Source organism: Ruegeria sp. AM2 (assembly GCF_056540685.1).
Map to the genome: position 1 here is coordinate 934,832 of NZ_JBQFXE010000001.1, position 22,349 is coordinate 957,180.

24 protein-coding genes and 3 tRNA genes are annotated in these 22,349 nt (G+C 57.4%); 13 read left to right on the forward strand and 14 right to left on the reverse strand.

Translation table 11 applies throughout. From position 1 onward, the window contains the following. The first annotated feature begins 22 nt into the window (after window positions 1-22). The 3 genes from ACR0CR_RS04650 (at window position 23) to ACR0CR_RS04660 (ending at window position 5,203) form a co-directional block, all read left to right on the forward strand. Window positions 23-1,180: an alpha-hydroxy acid oxidase gene (locus tag ACR0CR_RS04650; protein WP_480597183.1), complete on the forward strand. Its 1,158-nt coding sequence runs from the start codon at window positions 23-25 to the stop codon at window positions 1,178-1,180. A 123-nt stretch (window positions 1,181-1,303) separates the two neighbouring features. Continuing rightward, entirely contained in the window at window positions 1,304-4,741 is a 3,438-nt protein-coding gene (locus tag ACR0CR_RS04655) for a pyruvate carboxylase (RefSeq protein WP_480597184.1), read from the forward strand. 78 nt (window positions 4,742-4,819) lie between these two features. After that, entirely contained in the window at window positions 4,820-5,203 is a 384-nt protein-coding gene (locus tag ACR0CR_RS04660) for an MAPEG family protein (protein ID WP_480597186.1), read from the forward strand. 15 nt (window positions 5,204-5,218) lie between these two features. Here ACR0CR_RS04660 and ACR0CR_RS04665 read toward each other — a convergent pair whose 3' ends face one another. Next, window positions 5,219-5,371, reverse strand: a complete 153-nt coding sequence (locus ACR0CR_RS04665) for a hypothetical protein (RefSeq protein ID WP_480597188.1) — start codon at window positions 5,369-5,371, stop codon at window positions 5,219-5,221. Between the two features lie 149 nt (window positions 5,372-5,520). Between ACR0CR_RS04665 and ACR0CR_RS04670 the strand changes: the two genes are divergently transcribed. The 3 genes from ACR0CR_RS04670 (at window position 5,521) to ACR0CR_RS04680 (ending at window position 6,653) form a co-directional block, all read left to right on the forward strand. Further along, window positions 5,521-5,595: transfer RNA gene (locus tag ACR0CR_RS04670), tRNA-Gly, on the forward strand. A 33-nt stretch (window positions 5,596-5,628) separates the two neighbouring features. Further along, window positions 5,629-5,703, forward strand: a tRNA-Gly gene (locus ACR0CR_RS04675). A gap of 83 nt (window positions 5,704-5,786) precedes the next feature. Next, window positions 5,787-6,653, forward strand: coding sequence for a GNAT family N-acetyltransferase (locus tag ACR0CR_RS04680; RefSeq protein ID WP_480597189.1), 867 nt, complete (start codon window positions 5,787-5,789; stop codon window positions 6,651-6,653). On the opposite strand, the gene ACR0CR_RS04685 is transcribed toward ACR0CR_RS04680, so the two are convergent. Beyond that, window positions 6,650-6,889 (reverse strand): Lrp/AsnC ligand binding domain-containing protein, encoded by a 240-nt coding sequence (locus ACR0CR_RS04685; protein ID WP_480597192.1) that lies wholly within the window; start codon window positions 6,887-6,889, stop codon window positions 6,650-6,652. The genes ACR0CR_RS04680 and ACR0CR_RS04685 overlap by 4 nt on opposite strands. 154 nt (window positions 6,890-7,043) lie before the next feature. On the opposite strand from ACR0CR_RS04685, the gene hisB reads away from it, so the two are divergent. Beyond that, window positions 7,044-7,631 (forward strand): imidazoleglycerol-phosphate dehydratase HisB, encoded by a 588-nt coding sequence (hisB, locus tag ACR0CR_RS04690; protein WP_480597193.1) that lies wholly within the window; start codon window positions 7,044-7,046, stop codon window positions 7,629-7,631. After that, a complete protein-coding gene (gene hisH, locus ACR0CR_RS04695) occupies window positions 7,632-8,270 on the forward strand; it encodes an imidazole glycerol phosphate synthase subunit HisH (RefSeq protein ID WP_480597195.1) in 639 nt (212 codons plus the stop codon). A 4-nt stretch (window positions 8,271-8,274) separates the two neighbouring features. On the opposite strand, the gene ACR0CR_RS04700 is transcribed toward hisH, so the two are convergent. Continuing rightward, window positions 8,275-8,676, reverse strand: a complete 402-nt coding sequence (locus ACR0CR_RS04700; protein ID WP_480597197.1) for a DUF2147 domain-containing protein — start codon at window positions 8,674-8,676, stop codon at window positions 8,275-8,277. A gap of 134 nt (window positions 8,677-8,810) precedes the next feature. On the opposite strand from ACR0CR_RS04700, the gene hisA reads away from it, so the two are divergent. Next, on the forward strand, window positions 8,811-9,530 hold the full coding sequence (hisA, locus tag ACR0CR_RS04705) for a 1-(5-phosphoribosyl)-5-[(5-phosphoribosylamino)methylideneamino]imidazole-4-carboxamide isomerase (RefSeq protein ID WP_480597199.1): 720 nt from the start codon (window positions 8,811-8,813) through the stop codon (window positions 9,528-9,530). A gap of 1 nt (window position 9,531) precedes the next feature. Here the strand turns inward: hisA and ACR0CR_RS04710 are convergent, their stop codons facing one another. Then, window positions 9,532-9,978 carry a DUF302 domain-containing protein gene (locus ACR0CR_RS04710; protein ID WP_480597200.1) on the reverse strand — a complete coding sequence of 149 codons (447 nt, stop codon included), beginning with the start codon at window positions 9,976-9,978 and terminating at the stop codon, window positions 9,532-9,534. Between the two features lie 118 nt (window positions 9,979-10,096). Between ACR0CR_RS04710 and hisF the strand changes: the two genes are divergently transcribed. The 3 genes from hisF (at window position 10,097) to ACR0CR_RS04725 (ending at window position 11,800) form a co-directional block, all read left to right on the forward strand. Further along, window positions 10,097-10,858 (forward strand): imidazole glycerol phosphate synthase subunit HisF, encoded by a 762-nt coding sequence (gene hisF, locus ACR0CR_RS04715; protein WP_480597202.1) that lies wholly within the window; start codon window positions 10,097-10,099, stop codon window positions 10,856-10,858. Next, window positions 10,855-11,172 carry a phosphoribosyl-ATP diphosphatase gene (locus ACR0CR_RS04720; RefSeq protein WP_480597204.1) on the forward strand — a complete coding sequence of 106 codons (318 nt, stop codon included), beginning with the start codon at window positions 10,855-10,857 and terminating at the stop codon, window positions 11,170-11,172. Before hisF ends, ACR0CR_RS04720 begins: the two co-directional genes overlap by 4 nt. Window positions 11,173-11,233: 61 nt before the next feature. Beyond that, the gene (locus ACR0CR_RS04725) at window positions 11,234-11,800 is read left to right on the forward strand and encodes a hypothetical protein (RefSeq protein ID WP_480597206.1); all 567 of its coding nucleotides are present in this window, start codon (window positions 11,234-11,236) and stop codon (window positions 11,798-11,800) included. Window positions 11,801-11,803: 3 nt separating this feature from the next. Here the strand turns inward: ACR0CR_RS04725 and ACR0CR_RS04730 are convergent, their stop codons facing one another. The 4 genes from ACR0CR_RS04730 to rlmB form a co-directional block, all read right to left on the reverse strand. Further along, window positions 11,804-12,274, reverse strand: coding sequence for a CoA-binding protein (locus ACR0CR_RS04730; RefSeq protein ID WP_480597208.1), 471 nt, complete (start codon window positions 12,272-12,274; stop codon window positions 11,804-11,806). 197 nt (window positions 12,275-12,471) lie between these two features. Then, window positions 12,472-12,927 carry a YHS domain-containing (seleno)protein gene (locus tag ACR0CR_RS04735; protein WP_480597210.1) on the reverse strand — a complete coding sequence of 152 codons (456 nt, stop codon included), beginning with the start codon at window positions 12,925-12,927 and terminating at the stop codon, window positions 12,472-12,474. 205 nt (window positions 12,928-13,132) lie between these two features. Then, a complete protein-coding gene (locus ACR0CR_RS04740; protein ID WP_480597212.1) occupies window positions 13,133-13,435 on the reverse strand; it encodes a hypothetical protein in 303 nt (100 codons plus the stop codon). After that, window positions 13,416-14,189, reverse strand: a complete 774-nt coding sequence (rlmB, locus tag ACR0CR_RS04745; protein WP_480597214.1) for a 23S rRNA (guanosine(2251)-2'-O)-methyltransferase RlmB — start codon at window positions 14,187-14,189, stop codon at window positions 13,416-13,418. Before rlmB ends, ACR0CR_RS04740 begins: the two co-directional genes overlap by 20 nt. Before the next feature lie 116 nt (window positions 14,190-14,305). Between rlmB and ACR0CR_RS04750 the strand changes: the two genes are divergently transcribed. After that, window positions 14,306-14,389: transfer RNA gene (locus tag ACR0CR_RS04750), tRNA-Tyr, on the forward strand. A 266-nt stretch (window positions 14,390-14,655) separates the two neighbouring features. Here the strand turns inward: ACR0CR_RS04750 and ACR0CR_RS04755 are convergent. The 6 genes from ACR0CR_RS04755 to ACR0CR_RS04780 form a co-directional block, all read right to left on the reverse strand. Then, a complete protein-coding gene (locus ACR0CR_RS04755) occupies window positions 14,656-16,155 on the reverse strand; it encodes an RNA-directed DNA polymerase (protein ID WP_480597217.1) in 1,500 nt (499 codons plus the stop codon). A gap of 534 nt (window positions 16,156-16,689) precedes the next feature. Beyond that, window positions 16,690-17,211 (reverse strand): DUF2478 domain-containing protein, encoded by a 522-nt coding sequence (locus tag ACR0CR_RS04760; protein WP_480597219.1) that lies wholly within the window; start codon window positions 17,209-17,211, stop codon window positions 16,690-16,692. Window positions 17,212-17,282: 71 nt separating this feature from the next. Further along, on the reverse strand, window positions 17,283-17,948 hold the full coding sequence (locus ACR0CR_RS04765; RefSeq protein WP_480597221.1) for an NnrU family protein: 666 nt from the start codon (window positions 17,946-17,948) through the stop codon (window positions 17,283-17,285). A gap of 101 nt (window positions 17,949-18,049) precedes the next feature. Continuing rightward, entirely contained in the window at window positions 18,050-20,110 is a 2,061-nt protein-coding gene (locus ACR0CR_RS04770) for an ABC transporter permease (RefSeq protein WP_480597223.1), read from the reverse strand. After that, window positions 20,107-21,156, reverse strand: a complete 1,050-nt coding sequence (locus tag ACR0CR_RS04775; protein ID WP_480597225.1) for a quaternary amine ABC transporter ATP-binding protein — start codon at window positions 21,154-21,156, stop codon at window positions 20,107-20,109. Before ACR0CR_RS04775 ends, ACR0CR_RS04770 begins: the two co-directional genes overlap by 4 nt. 10 nt (window positions 21,157-21,166) lie before the next feature. Next, window positions 21,167-22,117, reverse strand: a complete 951-nt coding sequence (locus ACR0CR_RS04780) for an ABC transporter substrate-binding protein (protein WP_170655640.1) — start codon at window positions 22,115-22,117, stop codon at window positions 21,167-21,169. Window positions 22,118-22,349 lie beyond the last annotated feature (232 nt).

A 22,349-nucleotide genomic window follows, 5' to 3' on the forward strand; every position in this document is an offset into this window, starting at 1 on the left:
CGCGCAGGTTTGATCAAACCTTATGAACCTGCACAGCACCTACCCCGGCATCGCCGACCTAAAACAGCGCGCGCGACGCAGGGTGCCGCATTTTGTTTGGGAATACCTGGACAGCGGCACCGGTGATGAAGCCACACTTGGCCGCAACAGAATCGCGTTTGACCGGATCGGATTTACTCCATCCATCCTGCACGGCCAAATCAGTTGCGACCTGACCAAACGGTTGTTGGGCCGCACGCATCCTCTGCCTTTCGGCGTTGCTCCGATCGGCATGGCCGGGCTGATCTGGCCCGATGCCGAAGGCATTCTTGCGCGCGCGGCCTCGGACGCCAATATTCCGTTTTGTTTGTCGAATGTCGCCAGTCAAAGCCCCGAAGACCTTTCCCCCGTGTTGGGTGAGGATGCATGGTTCCAACTTTATCCGCCAAAAGACCCGGAAATACGCGCGGATGTATTGGCCCGCGTCAAACAAGCCGGATTTTCGACACTGGTTCTGACAGTGGACGTTCCTGTTGCTTCCCGACGAGAACGTCAGACACGGTCGGGTCTGACCAATCCACCCCGGCTGACGCCGCGCCTTCTGGCACAAATCGCAAGACGGCCCGCTTGGGCGTTAGGAATGGCGCGAACCGGGTTTCCCAGAATGCGAACGTTGGACAAATACACGGACACGCGCCTCAACCTGCCGCCTGCAGCCCATGTCGGTTATTTGCTGCGCACCTCTCCGGATATGGACTATGTCAAATGGTTGCGGGACGCGTGGGATGGCCCGCTGGTTATCAAGGGCGTTCTGCGGGCCGAGGACACTCAGCGCCTTGAAAATGCGGGCGTTGATGCAATCTGGGTTTCGAACCATGGCGGGCGACAGTTCGATGGTGTTCCAGCCGCCATCGACATGCTGCCCTCGGTGCGCGCTGCCACAAGCTTGCCGATCGTCTTTGACAGCGGCGTGGCGGGTGGGCTGGATATTCTACGTGCTTTGGCGCTTGGCGCGGACTTCGTGATGCTTGGCCGTGGGTTTCTGTACGGCCTTGCCGCCTTGGGCGCGGGTGGCCCACCGCATGTCATCGACATTTTGCGGCAGGACTTACTGGCCAATATGGGGCAACTGGGGGCTACCAAGCTGGACGCTTTGCCGCCGATCACAAAGCTGATTGATGCCGCAGCGCAGCGCATGTAGAAAATACCGCCAATAGGGGGCGTTTGCGAACGTCAATGTGCCGGTTCTACCCAAAACGACTGATATACATGCGCGTATCGTCAACCTATTAATGCGGCCAATCCAACAGGACCGGGACCAGAAATGACAGACTTCAAGAAAATCCTGATTGCCAATCGCGGCGAAATCGCCATCCGCGTGATGCGCGCAGCGAATGAGATGGGCAAACGAACCGTTGCTGTCTTTGCCGAGGAAGACAAGCTGGGCCTGCATCGCTTCAAGGCGGATGAGGCGTATCGGATTGGCGAAGGGTTGGGGCCGGTTGCGGCCTATCTGTCGATTGATGAGATCATCCGCGTGGCAAAAGAAAGCGGTGCGGATGCGATCCATCCCGGCTATGGTCTGCTGTCAGAAAACCCCGAATTCGTGGATGCCTGCGTTCAGAACGGCATCACCTTCATTGGTCCCAAAGCCGAAACCATGCGCGCGTTGGGCGACAAGGCCAGCGCGCGGAAAGTGGCGATTGCTGCGGATGTGCCTGTCATCCCGGCAACCGAGGTGCTGGGCGAAGACATGGCCGCCATCAAGACTGAGGCCGCCGAGATCGGGTATCCCCTGATGCTGAAAGCCAGTTGGGGCGGCGGCGGGCGCGGTATGCGTCCGATCTTGTCTGAGGATGAGCTTGAAGAGAAGGTTCTGGAAGGCCGCCGCGAGGCCGAAGCTGCCTTCGGCAATGGCGAAGGTTATCTGGAAAAGATGATCACCCGCGCCCGCCACGTCGAGGTTCAGATTCTCGGCGACAAGCATGGCGAGATTTATCATCTGTACGAACGGGATTGCTCGGTTCAGCGCCGCAACCAGAAGGTCGTCGAACGCGCTCCTGCCCCCTATTTGACCGAGGCACAACGAGCCGAAATTTGCGAACTCGGCCGCCGCATCTGCGCCCATGTGAACTATGAATGCGCAGGCACGGTCGAGTTTCTGATGGATATGAACACCGGCAAGTTCTACTTCATTGAGGTCAACCCGCGCGTGCAGGTAGAACACACTGTCACCGAAGAGGTCACGGGCATTGATATCGTGCAGGCGCAAATCCTGATCGCCGAGGGAAAGACCCTCGCTGAGGCCACAGGCAAAGCCAGCCAGGATGACATCCGTCTGAATGGCCACGCCCTGCAAACGCGGGTGACGACCGAAGACCCACTGAACAACTTCATCCCCGACTATGGCCGCATTACAGCCTATCGTTCGGCCACCGGTATGGGCATCCGTCTTGACGGCGGCACGGCCTATGCGGGTGGGGTGATAACGCGGTATTATGACTCGTTGTTGACTAAGGTCACCGCATGGGCGCCAACCCCCGAGAAAGCGATTGCACGGATGGACCGCGCGCTGCGGGAATTCCGCGTGCGCGGTGTCAGCACCAATATCGCTTTTGTCGAAAACCTGCTGAAACACCCGACCTTCCTGTCGAATGAATACACCACCAAGTTCATCGACGAGACCGCCGACCTGTTCCAGTTCAAAAAGCGCCGCGACCGTGGCACAAAGGTTCTGACCTATATCGCGGATATCACCGTGAACGGGCATCCTGAAACCAAGGATCGCCCTGAACCACGTGCCGATCTGAAGCACGCCAAGGCCCCCGCCCCCAAGGCTGAGCCCCAAATGGGCACCCGGAACCTGCTGGAGCAAAAGGGCCCGCAAGCCGTGGCCGACTGGATGAAGGCGCAGCGGCAGTTGCTGATCACCGACACCACCATGCGCGACGGGCATCAATCATTGCTGGCGACGCGGATGCGCTCGATCGACATGATCAAGGTCGCGCCCACATATGCCGCCAACCTGCCGCAACTGTTCAGCGTCGAATGCTGGGGCGGTGCGACCTTCGATGTGGCCTATCGCTTCTTGCAGGAATGCCCGTGGCAACGCCTGCGCGATCTGCGTGAGGCGATGCCGAATCTGATGACGCAGATGTTGCTGCGTGGCGCGAACGGGGTGGGATATACCAACTATCCCGACAATGTGGTGCAGGAATTCGTCCGTCAGGCGTCGCAGAATATCGACGTGTTCCGCGTATTCGATTCGTTGAACTGGGTCGAGAACATGCGGGTGGCGATGGATGCGGTCGTTGAGAATGGCAAAATCTGTGAAGGCACGGTCTGTTACACCGGTGACATTCTGGACCCGGATCGCGCCAAATATGACCTGAAATACTATGTCGGCATGGCGAAAGAGCTGCGCGATGCGGGCGCGCATGTGCTGGGCCTCAAGGATATGGCGGGTCTACTGAAACCAGCCTCGGCCAAGATCCTGATCCGCGCGCTGAAGGAAGAGGTCGGCTTGCCAATCCACTTCCACACCCACGATACCGCCGGTATCGCCAGCGCCACGATTCTGGCCGCGTCCGAGGCGGGCGTGGACGCGGTGGATTGCGCGATGGACAGCTTCAGCGGCAACACCTCTCAGGCGACGTTGGGCACCGTGGTCGAAGCGCTGCGCCATACGGATCGTGACACCGGCCTCGATATCAAGGCCATCCGCGAAATCAGCGACTATTTCGAGGCCGTGCGCGGCCAATACGCGGCTTTTGAGTCGAGCCTGCAGGCCCCCGCCTCCGAGGTCTATTTGCACGAAATGCCTGGCGGTCAGTTCACCAACCTCAAGGCGCAGGCGCGCAGCCTCGGGCTTGAGGAACGCTGGCACGAGGTTGCCCAGATGTATGCGGACGTGAACCAGATGTTCGGCGATATCGTCAAAGTGACGCCTTCGTCCAAGGTTGTTGGTGACATGGCGCTGATGATGGTCAGCCAGGGCCTGACCCGCGCCGATGTGGAAAGCGCCGATACCGACGTGGCCTTTCCGGACTCGGTCGTCGACATGATGCGCGGCAATCTGGGCCAGCCGCCGGGCGGGTTCCCCGATGCGATCATCCACAAAGTGCTGAAGGATGAGGCCCCCAACACCGACCGCCCCGGCAAAGATGTGCCGCCGGTCGATCTGGAGGCCACCCGTGCCGACCTGTCCAAACAGTTGGAAGGCATGGAGGTCGATGACGAGGACCTAAACGGATATTTGATGTATCCGAAAGTATTCCTCGACTATATGGGCCGCCACCGCACTTATGGTCCTGTCCGTACCCTACCCACGCGCACCTTCTTCTACGGCATGGAACCGGGCGAAGAGATCACCGCCGAGATTGACCCCGGTAAAACGCTGGAAATTCGCTGTCAGGCCATTGGTGAGACCGACGAAAAGGGCGAGGTCAAAGTGTTCTTCGAACTCAACGGCCAGCCACGCGTGATCCGCGTGCCTAACCGCCTGGTAACCTCGGCCACACAGGCGCGACCAAAGGCCGAGGTCGGCAACCCCAACCACGTCGGTGCGCCGATGCCGGGGGTTGTAGCGACCGTTGCTGTGTCGGCGGGCCAAGAAGTCAAGGAAGGTGATCTGCTGCTGACCATCGAGGCGATGAAGATGGAAACCGGTATCCACGCGGAACGCGATGCGGTGGTAACTGCTCTTCACGTCCAACCCGGTGGTCAGATTGACGCAAAGGACCTGTTGGTCGAACTGGATTAACCTGCGAAACATCCTATGGTTTCTAGGGCCGCTCGGTAAATCGGGCGGCCCTTTTATTACCTGCCTGGAGGTCTCACAATGCTGTCCATCACCCCCGTTTACGCCGCACTTTTGGCGATTCTTTATGTCGTGCTCAGCGCCCGTGTCATTGGTCAGCGGCGCAGCGACAAGATTTCCTATGGCGATGGTGGCAACTCGGACATGCTAAAAGCGATGCGGACGCATTCCAACTTTGCCGAATACGCGCCCCTCGCTCTGTTGCTGATTGCAATGGTCGAACTGCAAGGCGCGGGGGGCTGGTTGGTCAACCTATTGGGTTTGAGTATACTCGCTGGCCGGGTGCTGCATGCCTATGGCTTTGGAAAGACACCACAAATCGTGATTATGCGCCAGCTTGGTATGGTACTGACATTCGCGTCCATTCTTGTTGCGGCATTTGCCAACCTTGTGCTGGCATATTAAATTAGCGGTTCATTTTCAACCAGTTAAGACAGCGACACCAACATGCGGGGCCTGCATCAGCACAGGCTTGGCATGGTGGCGCTGGTCGTCGTCATCACCCGAGACAAAAGCAGCCAGCAGGATCGTTGCAGCCAGCGCTATCATTTTTAGATCGGCAAAACTTGTCATTTCATCACCTCCGCTGATCTTTTTTGGTCATTCCACTGATTCATGAACGCATCAGGCGCAGATTTCCGTCGAAAAGAATTTCGTTGTTTTTGTGTTTTTCCGCTTGCAGCGCTGCTTGGGAATTTATACATCCCTCCTCACTCAACGGCGCGGGCGTAGCTCAGGGGTAGAGCATAACCTTGCCAAGGTTAGGGTCGGGCGTTCGAATCGCCTCGCCCGCTCCATTGAGAGGTCTTCGGACCACATAAGTATCTGATGCGGGCGTAGCTCAGGGGTAGAGCATAACCTTGCCAAGGTTAGGGTCGGGCGTTCGAATCGCCTCGCCCGCTCCAGATACCAAACACTTCCGAACATGCTGGTTCTTTCGCTGGGCTTGCGCCATGCTGGTTGCAACGCAGATTGCAAGGCTACGCTCATGTCGGATTATGTCATTCGCCCCCTCACCGCCTCCGAAGTCCAGCACGCCGTTGACTGGGCAGGCCGCGAGGGGTGGAATCCGGGCGTGCACGATGCCGAGTGTTTCCGCCCCACGGACCCCGATGGGTTTCTGGGCGGATTTCTGGACGGTGAAATGATCGCCTCGGTTTCGGCAGTCAACTATGACGAGGCGTTTTCGTTTCTTGGCTTCTACATCGTTAAGCCCGAATTCCGCCACCACGGCCACGGGCTTGAGATCGCGGGCCACGCGCTGGCCCATTGCAAGGGCCGCAATATGGGTCTGGACGGTGTGGTCGAGCAGCAGGACAATTATCGCAAGTCTGGGTTCACCTTTGCCTATAACAACTATCGGTTCGGCGGCACAAAGGGCGGGATTCTGGCCGCGCTTGGATCACAACCTGCGGATGGGGTCTCGGTGCTGAACAGCCTATCGGATGCCCTGGCAGTTTATGACCAAAAGCTATTCCCTGCCCCGCGCGATGTATTCCTGCGTAGCTGGCTGAGCGCGGCCAGCCATTCATCACGTGTTTTTATGGAAAACGGTCAGATCAAAGGCTATGCGACCCTGCGCCCTTGTCTGGACGGGTACAAGATCGGCCCCTTGTTCGCGGACGGTCCCGAGATTGCAAGGGCTTTGCTGGCCGCGGTTTTGCAGGACATCCCAGACGATCACGAAACCCATGATGTGTTCATCGACATGCCTCAACCCAACGCCGCCGCATTTGCGCTGGCCGAGTCGCTGGGGCTGGTGAAGGTTTTTGAAACCGCGCGGATGTATTCGGACTATCAGCCGGATATTGACCTGGATCGGATCTTTGGCGTGACGACGTTTGAACTGGGCTAGAACGCCTTGAACGTCATCGTCGTCAGGGATCGTTCGATGTTGGGAATTACCAGCAGGTTTTCGTTGATGAAGTGGCCCACATCTTCAGACTCGGGGATGTAGAGTTTAAGCAGCAGGTCATATTCGCCGCTGGTGGAGAAAAGCTCAGAGTGAATTTCGCGCAGTGCGATCTCTTCGGCGACATTGTATGTTTTGCCGGGTTTGCAGCGGATTTGAATGAAAACGCAGGTGGACATGATTTGGCCCTGATGGTTCGTGTTGCCGTCAGGCTGACATGGCAAGGCAGCGTGTGCAATCCCCTGCAACAGTTTACGGCGATTGGTGCAGCCGGTCTTTTAAACCAGTCCCAACCCCGTCTATAAGCGCCCCTGTAGCAAAAGGAATTCGCCCATGCGAAGCGCAAAGATCAGCCGTCAGACCGCCGAGACCCAAATTGAGGTCGAGGTCAATCTGGACGGCACCGGGAGTTACGACAACCAAACCGGCGTTGGGTTCTTTGATCACATGCTGGACCAGTTGGCACGTCATTCGCTGATTGACATGACGATCCGCGCCAAGGGTGATTATCACATCGACAATCACCACACGGTCGAAGACACCGGCATCGCACTGGGTCAGGCTTTGACGCAGGCACTGGGCGACAAGAAAGGCATCCGCCGCTACGGCGAGTGTCACCTGCCCATGGACGACGCTCAGGTGCGTTGTGCGCTGGACCTGTCGGGTCGTCCATTCCTGATCTGGAACGTTGACCTGCCCACTCAGAAGATCGGCACGTTCGACACCGAACTGGTACGCGAGTTCTTTCAGGCGCTCAGCACCCATGGCGGCATCACCCTGCATATCGATCAATTGCACGGTTTCAACAGCCACCACATCGCCGAGGCCGCCTTTAAGGCAACGGCCCGCGCGTTGCGTTTGGCGGTAGAAACCGACCCGCGCAAGGCAGATGCGATTCCCTCGACCAAGGGCGCGCTGTAAATGCTGACAGCCATCATTGACTACGAGAGCGGCAACCTGCACTCGGCCGAGAAGGCATTCCAGCGCATGGCGCGTGAAGTGGATGCCGGCGAAGTCGTTGTGACCTCTGACGCCGACGTCGTGGCGCGCGCGGATCGTTTGGTGCTGCCCGGCGATGGGGCTTTCCCCGCATGCGCGGCCGAGTTGCGCGGGCACAAAGGCATTTACGACGCGATGGTCGAGGCGGTCGAACAGAAAGGCCGCCCGTTTTTGGGCATATGCGTCGGAATGCAGCTAATGGCTTCAAAGGGCCATGAATATTCCGAGACTGACGGCTTGGGCTGGGTAGTTGGAGATGTCGTGCGGATCGAACCGTCCGACACCGCGCTTAAAGTCCCACACATGGGCTGGAACGACCTTGTTTTGGAAAGCGATCATCCGGTCTTTGACGGGGTAAAATCAGGCGATCACACTTATTTCGTCCACTCCTATCACTTCCGGGTGACCGATCCGGCGCAGCGGCTGGCCTATGTGGACTATGGGCAAGAAGTCACGGCCGTGATCGGCCGCGACACGATGGTCGGTATGCAGTTCCACCCGGAAAAAAGTCAGGATGTAGGACTGCGCATGATCGGGAATTTCCTGACCTGGAAACCCTGAGCCTTTACTGGACGCGTGTCCAGGTCTGCCCTCGACACACAAGACCACCCGCAACGCAGCCTTTCACGGTCAGCGTGTTCTGCCCGTCCAGCTGCATCTTCGAGCTGTAGGTTTTGTCCCTGTCCGGGGCCCAGATTTTGCCACCGCCATAGGCTCCGTCGCCTTCTGGCGTCATGTCCCAGATCATCTGCTTGCCCAGATGTTCATAGTTCAGTGATTGATTGCCTGATGAATCAAAAGCGCTGTCGATGGTACCGCACGTGGCGCTGCCGCAGGGCTGGATCGAGACATGCAGATAGTTGCCCTCGTCCCCTGGTTCGGTCTTCCACAAGCCGTCCACCGGATCGGCGAGCGCTGCGGTGGACAGAACGGACAAGGCCGCCGCTGCGATGATTGAAGTTTTCATGCTCATCTCCCTTTTATGGGCACAATGTGTCGCGCGATACGTGATCCGGCAAGATTGACTTGGCGTCGCGTTGCATCCCCTGCCCGGCTTGTGCGATATCCCGCCCGAGTCACACTGATATAGGGCCGCGCACCATGATCCTCTACCCCGCAATCGATCTAAAAGACGGCCAAGCCGTGCGCCTGCTGCGTGGCGAAATGGACAAGGCGACCGTGTTCAACGACGACCCGGCGGCGCAGGCCAAGGCTTTCGTCGAGGCGGGCTGCGAATGGCTGCATCTGGTGGACCTGAACGGGGCCTTCGCTGGTGAGCCCGTGAACGCCGCCCCAGTCGAAGCGATCCTGTCTGCCTGCAACGTCCCTGCCCAGCTTGGCGGCGGCATCCGAGACATGGCCACGATCGAAACCTGGATCGAAAAAGGGCTGGCCCGCGTGATTCTGGGCACCGTTGCGGTCGAGAACCCCGATCTGGTGCGGGAAGCGGCCAAAGCATTCCCCGGCAAGGTCGCCGTGGGAATCGATGCGCGCAACGGCATGGTTGCCACCAAAGGCTGGGCCGAAGAGACAGACGTCAAGGTCACAGATTTGGCGCGCAGCTTTGAGGACGCAGGCGTTGCCGCGATCATCTACACCGACATCAACCGCGACGGCGCAATGCAAGGCCCCAATATCGAGGCGACGGCCGATCTGGCCCGTGCCGTTTCCATCCCAGTGATCGCCTCCGGAGGTGTCAGCTCACTAAACGACCTGATCGCCTTGCGTGATTGTGGTGTAGAACTGAACGGAGCGATCTCGGGCCGCGCGCTGTATGACGGCGCGATTGACCTGGCCGAGGCCATTCGCGCCCTGAACTGAGTTAGTGCGCAGCAGCCGCAGTAAGTTTCGCCAACGCGCCGCGCATCTTCTCGACGACGGGTGAATTCTCGACGTCGTCCAACTCGTCCATCGTCTCTTTAGGGTCCTCATAGGCCAGCCAAACCTGCCCATTGGCATCCTCGTATGCCTGCACTTTCAATGGCAGGAAAAGCCCGGCGCGCGGGTCGATCTGCATCGCAGGCGTGCCCAATGCAGGGTTGCCGAAGATCAGCACCTGATTGGCCGGGATCGGCGTGCCGACTTTCTCGGCCCCGGCGGCATGATCGACCCGCGCGAATACGGTTGCGCCTGCATTGCCAACAGCGGCCTCAAGCGCGTCAAGCGCTTGTGCCACTGATTTGTTAGTCTGAACTTTGATGATGTCGTCTGCCATGGCGGACAGGGTTCCTCCGACCGTGAAAATCGTTGCCAGTATCAGTTTGCGCATATCGGAATTCCTTTGCTGAATTTCATCCCAGTTTTCACAGGTTTCTGCGTCGCTGCAATCACAACTCTGGCATCGGCGGGGCTTTGCCGGTAAGGGTGCGGCCAACAAAGGAAGGCCCATGCTGAAAACCCGTATTATCCCCTGCCTGGACGTCGCCGATGGCCGCGTGGTCAAGGGTGTCAATTTCGTTGGCCTGCGAGATGCTGGTGACCCGGTGGAATCGGCCAAGGCCTATGATGAAGCCGGAGCAGACGAGATCTGTTTTCTGGATATCCACGCGACCCACGAAAATCGTGGCACCATGTTTGACGTCGTTCAGCGCACCGCCGAGCAGTGTTTTGTCCCTCTGACCGTAGGCGGCGGTGTGCGCACCAAAGAAGACGTACGCGCCCTTCTGCTGGCGGGGGCGGATAAGGTCAGTTTCAACTCGGCAGCAGTAGCCAACCCGGACGTAATCGCCGAGTCGGCAGATCAATTCGGCAGCCAGTGCATTGTCTGCGCAATCGACGCCAAAACGGTCAGTCCGGGCAAGTGGGAGATTTTCACCCATGGCGGGCGCAAACCCACAGGCATCGACGCCGTTGAGTTCGCCAAGACTGTCGTCTCTAAAGGTGCGGGCGAAATCCTGCTGACATCGATGGATCGTGACGGCACCAAATCCGGGTTCAACTTGCCTCTGACCCGCGCGATCAGCGATGCGGTGGACGTACCTGTCATCGCATCCGGCGGCGTTGGCACGTTGGACCACCTGGTTGAAGGCGTGACCGAAGGCGGCGCAAGCGCAGTGCTTGCCGCTTCGATCTTCCATTTTGGTGAATTCACGATCCGCGAAGCCAAGGAACACATGGCCGCTGCGGGCATTCCAATGAGGCTGACATGAGCATCCTTCACGAACTGGCCGCAACAATTGAGGCCCGCAAAAACGCTGATCCGGACAGCAGCTGGACAGCCAAGCTGCTGGCCAAGGGACCCGAGAAATGCGCCGAGAAATTCGGGGAAGAGGCCGTCGAGGCCATCATTGAAGCTGTAAAAGGTGATCAGGCCGCATTGACAGCTGAGGCGGCGGATGTGCTCTATCACCTTCTGGTCATGCTGGCTGCGCGCGACATCGCGTTGGATGATGTACTGGCCGAGTTGGCTGGTCGTCAGGGCACCAGCGGCATCGCTGAAAAGGCAGCTCGGCCAAAGGGGTGACGCCTCTGCCTTCGATCTATTATTTTTGGGGCAAGTGAGTTGCCTGACGAGGGGCGCGAAAATGATCAGAGCAATTGTTGGTTTGCTTTTGCTGGCAACTCTGTCCGCTTGCGCTGTCGCACCTCAGCCCACAGGTGACGAAGTCCAGCGTCTTGCGGCAGAAATTCGCGATCTTGGCCCCGATATCGACCCGGAGGAGGCTGATCGCGCGGCCCGGATTGCCTATGCCTACACGGCGCAATTGGTTGAAGAATACGAAATCACGGACCCGCCACTGATCCACAATGCCAAGGTGAACAAGGGATTGCGGCCGCGCGGGCTTTGCTGGCACTGGGCCGAGGATATTGAACGTCGCCTGAACCGCGAACGGTTCCGCACGCTTCAGGTGCACCGTGCCATCGCCAACGCAGACAACCCATTTCGCATCGACCACAGCACCGCCATCATCAGCCGTAAAGGCGAAGCGATGTATGACGGCGTAATATTGGACCCTTGGCGATATGGCGGCGCGTTGTTCTGGGCGCCCTTGTTGGAAGACACGCGCTATGACTGGGTTCCGCGCGAAGTCGTGCTTGCAAAGCGAAGCGCGGAGAAATACGGCCCGCTTCTGCCATATACCGGCGAGTGACCATCAGAGCTTGGATGAGATTACGCCGGTTGCGAACCCGCCCATTCGCAGCTCACCAAACAGTCGCTGATATTCGATCTTGGGGCAGCAATTCATCACGACGTCCACCCCGCGCGCCTGCGCCTTGGCGGCGGCCTGCGGGCTTTCGACACCGATTTGCATCCAGACCGTGCGCAGATCGGGAAACACGTTCAGCGCTTCGTCCACTATCGGCGGCACGGCCTCGGACCGGCGGAAGATGTCGACCATATCAACGGGAGTGGGAATGTCGGACAGCGTGGCTTGCACGGTCTGACCAAACAACACCTTCCCCGCATGGCCGGGATTGACCGGAACGACCGTGTACCCCTTGAGCGACAAATACCGCGCCACGTAGTAGCTGGGCCTTACAGGATTCATTGAAACGCCAACTACGGCGATCACCTTGGTGCGTCGCAGAATTTCGGTCAGGAATGCATCGGAATAATCTGCCATGGGGCTACCCTAGCGGCTTATGCAAAAGAAAAAAGCGCTCAGGTAAAACCTGAGCGCCAGTTGTTGGAACGAGGGACAGTGAAATGACCCGCGGCAGTTCCGTTCCGCGGTCACTGTGACATTTAAGCATGTCTTGGCAGAAAAAAAGAGGGGGTGCGCATTTTTGTGATGACAGATCACGAAAAGCGGAAAATTGCCTAGTTGTGGTACAGGATCACCGGCCAGTTTTCTTCGGCCATGCGGATGTATTCCGCACGATCGCTTGTCCACATATCCTCGATCTCGGGTGAATGGGTCAGGTACAAGCGACCGTCGATGACCTGCCAGAGGTTCGGGTCCGTACTGACCAGTTCGCCCTGCGCCATCGCATAAGCACAATAGCCGCCAAACTGCGGCGCATAAGCGCGCGGATTCATTTCAAAGGCATCGCGATTTTCGGCCGAGGCGAAATGCCACTCTGCCCCCTTCCAGACCACTGAATATTCAGGCAACCCCAAGATGGGCTTACCACTGTGGAAGTAGGAAACAGCGTCGTACCCGGACATGGCTGCGCCATCCCTCTTGAAATAGACGGGCATATCCTGCGCAAAAGCGGCAGGAACGATCAGGGTGGCGGCTAATGCGCCAAACAGGGTGCGTCGGGTTATCGTCATCGCGTCTTAGTTAGAAAATGAGACCCTCAAGATGCAATCTATTAACGCATCTGAAACCCCAATTGACGTGGATGTGAACGCGCGTGGGTGAATACGGGAATTTTCAGTTTCCCCCGAAAAAGCAGGCGAACGCCAATGTCGCAAGAGCGTCGATGGCGTGGCAGGGTATTGGCAATTCAGTTCAAATTGCAACGGCTTCTGGGTGCTAATCGAATACGTCTTCGATCACGTCCCAGGCTTCGTCCAGAACACGCGAGAACAAGGATTTCTTCTTTTTGTTCTTCCTGTACGTCGCCCTGCCCGAATCGCGCGCGCTTTTGTTTTCAGCCAGCTTTCGCTTGGGCACCATCTTGAGGTCATGCAACGGGGCGCCGCAACTGGAGCAGCTTAGCTCGTGGCGTTGCTTGCCTTTCAGCACCAGTGCGGCGCGCGTTCCGCAATAGCAGCAGGTGGCGATTTTCGAGGGGGTAGGAATGGCGCTCTCCGATTTACCTGTGTCTGGATGCATATAGGGCAATTGCGGCGGCATTTGAGACGTTCAGCGATCCAAAACCACCGGCCGCGTCGATTTTAACCAATAGATCCACAGTTTCCTTTGTTTTTTGGCGCAGGCCCGGCCCCTCCGCGCCCAGAACCAGAGCGACCGGGTGGGCCAACTTCTCTTGCAACGCAGTTTCGATTGTGTGCTCGGCCTCGCCGTCCAGACCCAGCACAAGAAAGCCCATACCCTGCAATTCAACAATCGCGTCTGCCAGATTGCGGACCCGCAAATAGGGTTGGCGCTCAAGCGCGCCGCTCGCGGTCTTGGCCAGTGCGCCCGTTTCCGGGGCCGAGTGGTGGCGGGTGCCTATGACCGCACTTGCGCCCAGCACTTCGGCAGACCGAAGAATCGCGCCAACATTATGAGGGTCGGTCACCCGGTCCAGCAAAATGACGCGCGGATGTTCGCGCCCGATACAGTTTTCAGCCAACCCGCCCCAGTCCAGCGGCTTGACCTCCATGGCCGCGCCCTGGTGCACGGACCCCGGGTCAAGCGGTGCCGAAAATTTGCGCGGATCAGCCATTTCGGGCTCGACACCCGAAAATTCAATGGCTTCCGACAGCTTGTCGCGCGCGTTGCGCGTCACGATCAGGCGCAGTTTTTGCCTGGCTGGGTTCATCAACGCGTCGCGAACCGCATGCAGCCCAAACAGCCAGACGGTCTCGGCGGCGGCCACTTTTCGCGCCTGTTCTTTCTGGACGACCCACTTGGGTTTCTTCATGTTATGGGCCTCCGGGCCGGGAAATCGGTTTCCTGCGCCAATGCGGTATTTTCCTGTTGACGCTCGTTTAAGGCGCTAGTAATCACGCCTCCACGTCAGGTGCAACGCCTGACAGTGGGCGACAGGCCGCAAGGTGTGGCAGGGGACTGTAACTCCCTCGCGGAGACGCACGCCTGGTTCGATTCCAGGGTCGCCCACCAATCAATTTTTTTTAAATAAAAATAACCACTTACGGAGCGTAAGCTGGTATAAGATGGTATAAGCCGTGCACCATCTTTTTTCTAAATTTGGCCGCAAATCAACTTTTAGCTAATATCACCCGTAAATATGGTTTCTCCGTAAAGAGTTAGCTATTAGCAAAAAGTGGACATCTGTCTAAATTCGCTCGCAAAATTGTCTATTAAGGTTCTGAACAACGGAATCGAACTAGTGCGGCAAAAACTGCGACTTACCGCTCGACTCTATTTCAGCCATATTCTTTCCAAAAAGCATCAAACTCATTGATCTGAATATCTGCTGGCAGATCATCTAAGACAGTGCGGTCAACCACCGAGTAGCCCTCTATGCTGGTCTTTGTATCAGTCTTTCCAATCCAACTATTGCACCAAAGGCTTTGAGAAATCCCCTCATCGATCAGCTTGCACATCGGTTCTCTACTTAAGAAACTCAAGCGATTGGGATACGCAATCCTCTGTAACCAAAGCTCCATATATCCATTGTCCGGTATCCTGTTGGTTCGTTTCCCGACAAGGCTGAATAGATCGTCTTGATCGGAGTCCTTAAGGTAAGCCATGATTTTGCTGATGGTTGTCGCAACAGCGGGAAACACAGCTGGTGTTTTCGCAGCGATATCCAGAAGAATTGCAGCGAGAACCTTTGGATTCTCAATCTTCCAGGCATTTTGGGGGAGCCTGGCTTCGAGCCTATCCAAGAATTCTCGGATCAAAAATTTCGTCGCCCCAGAACCCGGTTTTTCAGTGCAAAACCGATGGATCACCAAGAGTTCCTTTTGCAAGGTGGTTTGACGGCGAGCTAATGATAGAGCATCGACTTTATCTTGCTTAACAGCACCCAGAACAACGTTAGAGGAACGTGATGTTTTTGAAGAACCAAGCTTCATACCAAAAACATTCAAGCATTCCGAAACGGCTTTCAGGCCTTTCGCGCAGTCCGCATCGGAGTTCGCGAAAATTCTATAGTCGTCACGATATCTAAGTATGACGATATCATTTGAACCATCGAGTTTTTTGTCGATGTAAGTGTCACAATACCCAAGTACCAATTCTGCTACTAAATGCGAGAGCAAAGATGCTTGTGGAATTCCGTTAGTCTGACCCTCTCTGGAACTTCTTATAAGCCTGTCCAGTTGGTTCCCGAGTAAGTTGGGTTTTCGATTCTTCTTTGCGTGCTCCCGCTCATGAAGCGCCCACGCAATTGCATGGGTGTAGATAGAAGGATAGCAATTCGAGACGTCAGTCAAACTTACGTGGCTGAATTCTAAAGACAGTTCTAAAGATCGCTGCTCAATCGACTTCCACCAAGTCAAAATCTGCTTTTTCTTTGGATTTGGCTCTTCATCGAGGTCAACCACTGGAAGCGAACAACATTCAACAACACCACCGGAAAATGAGTTAAGACGTTCCTGGACGAAGCGCCAATTTTTGTCCGCGGTCAGAATATCTACGCACTTTGCATAGATCAGGGGGTGCATTAGCTCAAACGGCCGCCATCCAATATCGCCGTCCTTGTTGTACATTAGAGTATAGTTTAGTCCCTCTGTTTGCTCGGGCTTCCAACCAAAAATGTCCTCTAGCTTAATGCTCTCGGCCTCAGCAAGCGAGTGCTCTAGTAGCGGCTGGAAGTTGAAATATGGAGGCAACTCCATATCAAAATACGAAGTCGTTCGACAAAAATATGCTCGCGCTTCCTGTGGGCTCAATTCACTTACTAAAACATGTCTTTCCAAAATCGACTTCCACTAATCGAATTCAATCTAAGCACTACCATTGAAATAATAATTGCGCTGCGGCGCGAGCGTAACCCAATGTGGCTACCACGCTTGCAGCAATCGGAATATGAAATACACTTGAAAACCTTTTCGACCCCTACCAACGTTTAACGTAGAACCCACTGTAAGTTCGCACTTTGTCTTGGCTCAACTTTAATCAGATCGGGTCAATTAAGGCCAGTTCCACCTCTACGATAGGGAGATTGGTATAAGACGCGCGAAAGATGTGAGATTTGGTATAAAGTGGTATAAAATTTCTTACACCGACCTTATACCAAAAGCGAACTTATACCACTTTCGGTGGACAAAGGTATAAGTTGGCATAAGGAAAAATTGGCTAAGCTATTGATTTCCATAGGTGCGGACTCCAGGGTCGCCCACCACTTTTCTTTCCCAAGAACACTGCAAATATGTGGCACGTTGCGCGCGACAGTCACGCTTGCGCCCGTCAAAGATCCTCTGAGCAGGCGCTTGAGGTAATGTTTCAGCCCCTCATGCAGCCGTCGCCCGCAGCGCAACGATACGGTTGAACCAGGCAATGATCGCATCCTCATCTGCCGGGACCTGCTCGGCAGAACCGCCTGTGAACTCTTCGAATTTCTCTAGGTTCAGACCGTTTACGCCAACCAACACGGGGATGTCCTGAGCTAAAGCCTCAGCAATTACGGGGCGGAACCCGCGCCCATCGGCTTCGTGCTTGCCAAACTTGTTGATGATGAGCAGTTGCGGCGCGCTTTCCAGCGAGGCTGTCACATATCCAACGGCCTGTTCCAGCGCGGCCGGGTCCAGTCGACAGCCACGCGACTGCGTTCCAAGGGACTGAGATATGCGGATCGTTTCCCCTTCGGGAAGAACGCGTACATCCATATCGCATTTCGCGCTGTCCACGCATTCGGTGTTCGTTTGCACCACACCAGCCAGTCGCGCACCGGATTTCTGCAATTGCTCGGCAACTGCGCTCAGCAGGCGATCGGTAGCACCGCGATCAGTGGTGGTGACATAGCCCAGGTACATTCAGAGACCCTCATCATAAAACGGTGACATTTCAGATAGCACGCATGACGGCGTCCGACCACTCCCCTGCGCTATGGCAACGGAGAAACCCCGATCACAGCTGCGTGCAGGTGAAGTAGAATTGCAAACGTCGCGAGCGCGCCCAGCGGAACCCAAAGTGGCGGCCAGGGATGAGGCGCGCGCAAGGAAAACCGCGCGGTATTGCGAGACAGGCGAACCCACTCGATCCCCATCTCACGTGCTTTTCGCCGGTCGATCAGGGACATGCCCATGGCCGCGAAACCAGCGAACAATCCAAACAGGATCACATGGGAAAAGCTGCCATTTGCCAGCAGATGTGCAATTGCCCACAGCATCAGAGCTGCCAGAACCGGATGTCGTGTCGTGCGCAATATGCCTGGGTTGTCGGGGTCAAAGGGGCGTTGACCGAGCCCGCCGAATGAGAACGGATTTTGGATCGACAGCCCGGCGATAGCCAACCAGCAGACGACCGGCATCAACAGCAAGGGCACCCAGCGAAAAAATGCCCACGGTGGGATGACTTCAACATAAGGGGCGCGTGCCGCGGCGATGATCAGCCAGCCGAGCACCAAAAGCGACAGGGTGGAATAAGCCGCAAAATACCCCTTTCGACCCAAAGCGTTGATCAGGTGCCCGCGCACGGTTGAGCGTACCGGAATGGCGTGGGTCAGCAGGAAAATGAAAAGCGCCGCAAAAAACAGGAACCAGTCCGTCATGATAGCCTCCAAACGTGCTGGGTTCGGATTAAACCTGTGCACCGAGGCCGTCTTTGTCCGAAATCAAGTCGAGAGCGGGGCGGTCGGCCACCCCGCCCTCTTTACAATCCCAGTGCCTTGCGGCGTTCCTCGGCAAAGCCTTGCACCATGCGGTCGGCGATCAGCGCAAGAATCGCCATTGCTGCGCCGGCTGAGATGCCAAGCCCCACATCCGCCTGACCCAGCGCCAGATAGATCGACTGACCCAGACCGGTGGTGCCGATCAGCGCGGCGATCACCAGCATGGCAAAGGCATAGAGGATGGTCTGGTTCAAACCCAGCAGGATGGTCGGCGCGGCATAGGGCGCGCGCACGTCACGCATGATCTGCCACTCGGTCGCGCCGCTGGAAATGGCGGCCTCCATCATCTCGTCCGGCGTGTTGACCAGCCCGTGTCGCGTGTAGCGGATCATCGGCACGATCGCATAGGCGCAGATGGCGAGGAAAGCCGAGAATTCGCCGATCTGGAACACCATCAGCACAGGGATCAGGAACACGAACAGAGGGATCGTCTGCAACATGTCACAGATCGGACGGACGACCTTCCAAACGGGCACCCAGACTGCGCTGGCCAAACCGATCAGCCCGCCGACGACGGCGCAGGAAAACACCGCCGCACCGCTGAGGTAGAGTGACAGCAAGGCGCGCTCCCACAAGCCTGAAACAAGAATGGTGCAGAGCAGCCCCACCGAAAGCGCCGCCAGACGCCAGCCGCCCGCGACATAGCTGAGCGCAGCAGCGCCGGTCAGCACGAAGGGCCAAGGCAGGTTCGCGATGCCGGTCTCAAGCATGCCGATCAGGATCAGCACGACCAGCCCTCCGGTCAGATGCCCGCGTAACGCCATCAGAGCGGCGATGACGGCAGCCACAGCGAAGAGGCCGTAGCTCATGCCTTGCGTCCACTGGAACCCCCATGTGAAGGGCAGCACCGCCTGATCCAACCCGATCCGCAGGGGCAGCAGCACATAAAACAGGGAGTTATTCTTGAGCGCATCCAGCCATGGACCATTGGCCTGTGTAAAGGCCGTCAGGCCGCTGTCAATTGCCCCGGCCACCGGGTCCAACACCGTCAGTTCGGAGGGGTTGGGTAGCCATGCCCAGAAGGCCGCTGTGAACAGCACGGTAAAGCCCAGAACCGCCCAGACAACGCGTTGGTTATAGCTTTTGCGCTCGGTTGCCAGCGTGCCGCTCATGCGGTCGATGACAACGGCAAAGACCACGATCACCAGACCGGCCATCAAGGATTCGCCGAACTGCGCCTTGCGCATGGTCAGCAGAACCTCCCAGCCGATATCGTTGAATCCGCCGATCACGGCGGCGATGATGACCATCGAAAGCGCAGCCATAAGGCATTGGTTCACACCGACCATAATCTGCGTTGCTGCCGCCGGGATTTCCACTTGAAACAGCTGCTGGAACCGGGTTCCGCCGGACATAATGGCGGCCTCTTTGATCTCGGGTTCGACCCGCTCCAGCCCCAGCATCACATTGCGCGCCATCGGCGGTGCGGCGTAGATGGCCGAAGCGATCAGACCAACAACCGGGCCAAAGCCAAACAGCAGCAGCAGAGGCGTCAGATAGGCAAAGGTCGGCACGGTCTGCATTACGTCCAGTACCGCCTGAACAAAGTTCTTCACACGGGGGATTTCATTGGCGAGGATACCGATCCCCCCGCCCACAACCAGCGCGACAGGGACCGAAACCGCCACCAGGGCCAGCGTATTCATGCTCTCGGCCCAATAACCCGAGGCCAGCACGAAGCTGAGGCCAAAGAACCCCAGCGCCGCCATCGGCAACCCGCCCAGATACCAGCCCAGCGCAGTCACCAGCCCAATCAGGATCGGCCACGGCGTGTTCGCCAGCACGAAATTGGCCGCATCCATCGGATAGGTCATCAGGTCGGAAAACAGCCGCATCGCCGGTTTAATGCCGTTCAGGAACCAGTCGAGGAATATGCCAACCCACTCGGTCGCAGGCAACTCCCATGCGGCGGGCCATTTGACCAGCCACGGAGCGGCACCCTCTAGCGCCAGGCACAAGGCTCCGATGATAACCGTGATCAATGCCGCCTTGGCCCCGACCGTTAGCCGGGCCTGTACGGGGAGGTCCGCTATGGCGCTCATGCCTCGTCTACCTGCAACGCGGCGGCCAGATCGGACGGGTGAACCGTGCCGACGATATTGCCCGCCTCATCACGCACGGGCACGGGTTCGTACAATTCCATGCAATGGGCCAAGGCTGCGTCCAGTGTCATGCTGGTCGTAAGGCCGGGGTCATCCGGGCCACGTTCGGATTCGTCGCGCATGACCGAGGCGACCTTGGCGTGTTGCCCCTTGGCGACGTCTTTCGAGAATTCGCGCACATAGTCATCGACCGGATGCAGCACGATATCCGTAGGCGTGCCGATCTGAACGATCTTGCCATCGCGCATGATGGCAATGCGGTCGGCCAGCTTCAGCGCCTCTTGGATATCATGCGTAATGAAAACGATGGATTTCTTCAGCGTCGCCTGAATGCGCAGGAACTCATCCTGCAACTGGCGGCGGATCAGGGGATCAAGCGCCGAGAATGGCTCGTCCAGAAACCAGATATCGGGGTTCACGGCCAAGGACCGCGCAATCCCCACGCGTTGCCGCTGACCACCCGAAAGCTGTCGGGGAAAACTGTCTTCGCGCCCCTCAAGCCCGACCAGCGAGATCACCTCTTGCGCGCGGGCCAGACGTTCCTTTTTGCCGACGCCCTGAACGCGCAGCGGATAGGCGACGTTTTCGGCCACAGTCATATGCGGAAACAGGCCGAAATGCTGGAACACCATGCCCAGCTTTTTGCGACGCAGGTCGGTCAGCACCTTTTTTGAGGCACCAATGACGTTTTCACCGTCCACACGAATTTCCCCGCCCGTTCCGGGCAGCAATTGCGAGATACAGCGGATCAGCGTCGATTTGCCGGAACCCGACAGGCCCATGATGACGAACAGCTCGCCCTCTTTGACCTCGAAATTAGCGTCTTGCACGGCCGGGATGAACCCATGTTCGCGCAGGTCAGTAGCGGCTTTGTCGGCGTCATTCCCTGACCGAGACAGCGCGTCGGTCAGGGCCTTGTCAGCACCGGGGCCAAAAACCTGCCAGAGGTTCTGGCAGGCAATGGCTGGCGTTTTAGCTTCAGTCACTTAGGCAGGCTCACTGCGTTGCAGCGTCAACGACCGGACGCCACTTGCCTTCGTTCTCGGCCATCCAAGCCGCGACGACTTCTTCGACTTTGCCGCCATCCACGTCGATCGCACCCATCATCGGCTGCTGGTCTTCGACCGCAAGCTGATAGTTGGTGAGAATCTCATAGGCGGCGGGCCATTTGTCTTCCATGCCGCTCCAGCTGGCTTTGAAGATGCGCGAGGGCGAGAAGTCACAGTCGTTCACCGCGTTCGGGTTCGGGCCCCACGCCGGATCGTTAAAGCACGCCTCTTCACCTGCAGGCAGGTCCACGAACTGAACGTCATAGGCCGACATCGCCCAGTGCGGCTGCCAGAAGGTGATCAGCAGCGGCGACTTGCGCTCGGTTGATGCGCGGAGCTCGGCGATCAGTGCGCCCTCGGACCCCGCAGGGACTGCTTTGAAAGGCAGTTCGAGACCGGTCATGCGGTCCGCGCCGGGTGTGCCCCAATCCGCAGGATAGTCTACCAGACGACCACCGGGCAGCGTCTCAGCCGTGGCAAAGACCTGCGCACATTCTTTAAGCGCTTCCCATGCGGGCAGACCGGGGCACAGATCCGCCACGTGAGCGGGGTATGCGATGCCTTCCTTGGCATCCAGACCCAGATCACCGATTTCTACAACTGTGCCTTCATCCACCTTCTTGGCGTACTCATCCGAGACGTTCGAGGACCAGATCTCAAGCGTCGCATCGATATCGCCATCGGCCAGCGCCTGGAACTGGTTCATCATGCCTGCGGTAACGTATTCGACGTTGTAACCGGCAGCCTTCAGCATCTCACCCGCGACATGCGTGGTGACGTGCTGACCGGTCCATTCGTTGATGGCCAGTTTGATCGGTTCATCCACAGCGCCCATATCGGCGGCATAGGCCGACCCGGCGACGGTCATTGCCAAAAGGCTGACACTCAGTTTTTTCATAACTCAGAACTCCCTGTTCATTTTTGCTGTTCCCGCGTTTCTTGGGGAATGGATTGGCTAAAGCGCCCTGTCGCAACATGCACAAATTCGGTCGCAAAAGGAAAGGTGACAGTTGCTGTGGAACCCGGTTTTCTTTGTGTCGCTATCAGAGCCATTTCAGTGCTTGCATACAACCCTTTTCAATCCGGTTCCCTACGCCGATGCCGGGCAACGTGCGGGATATTGATTGACT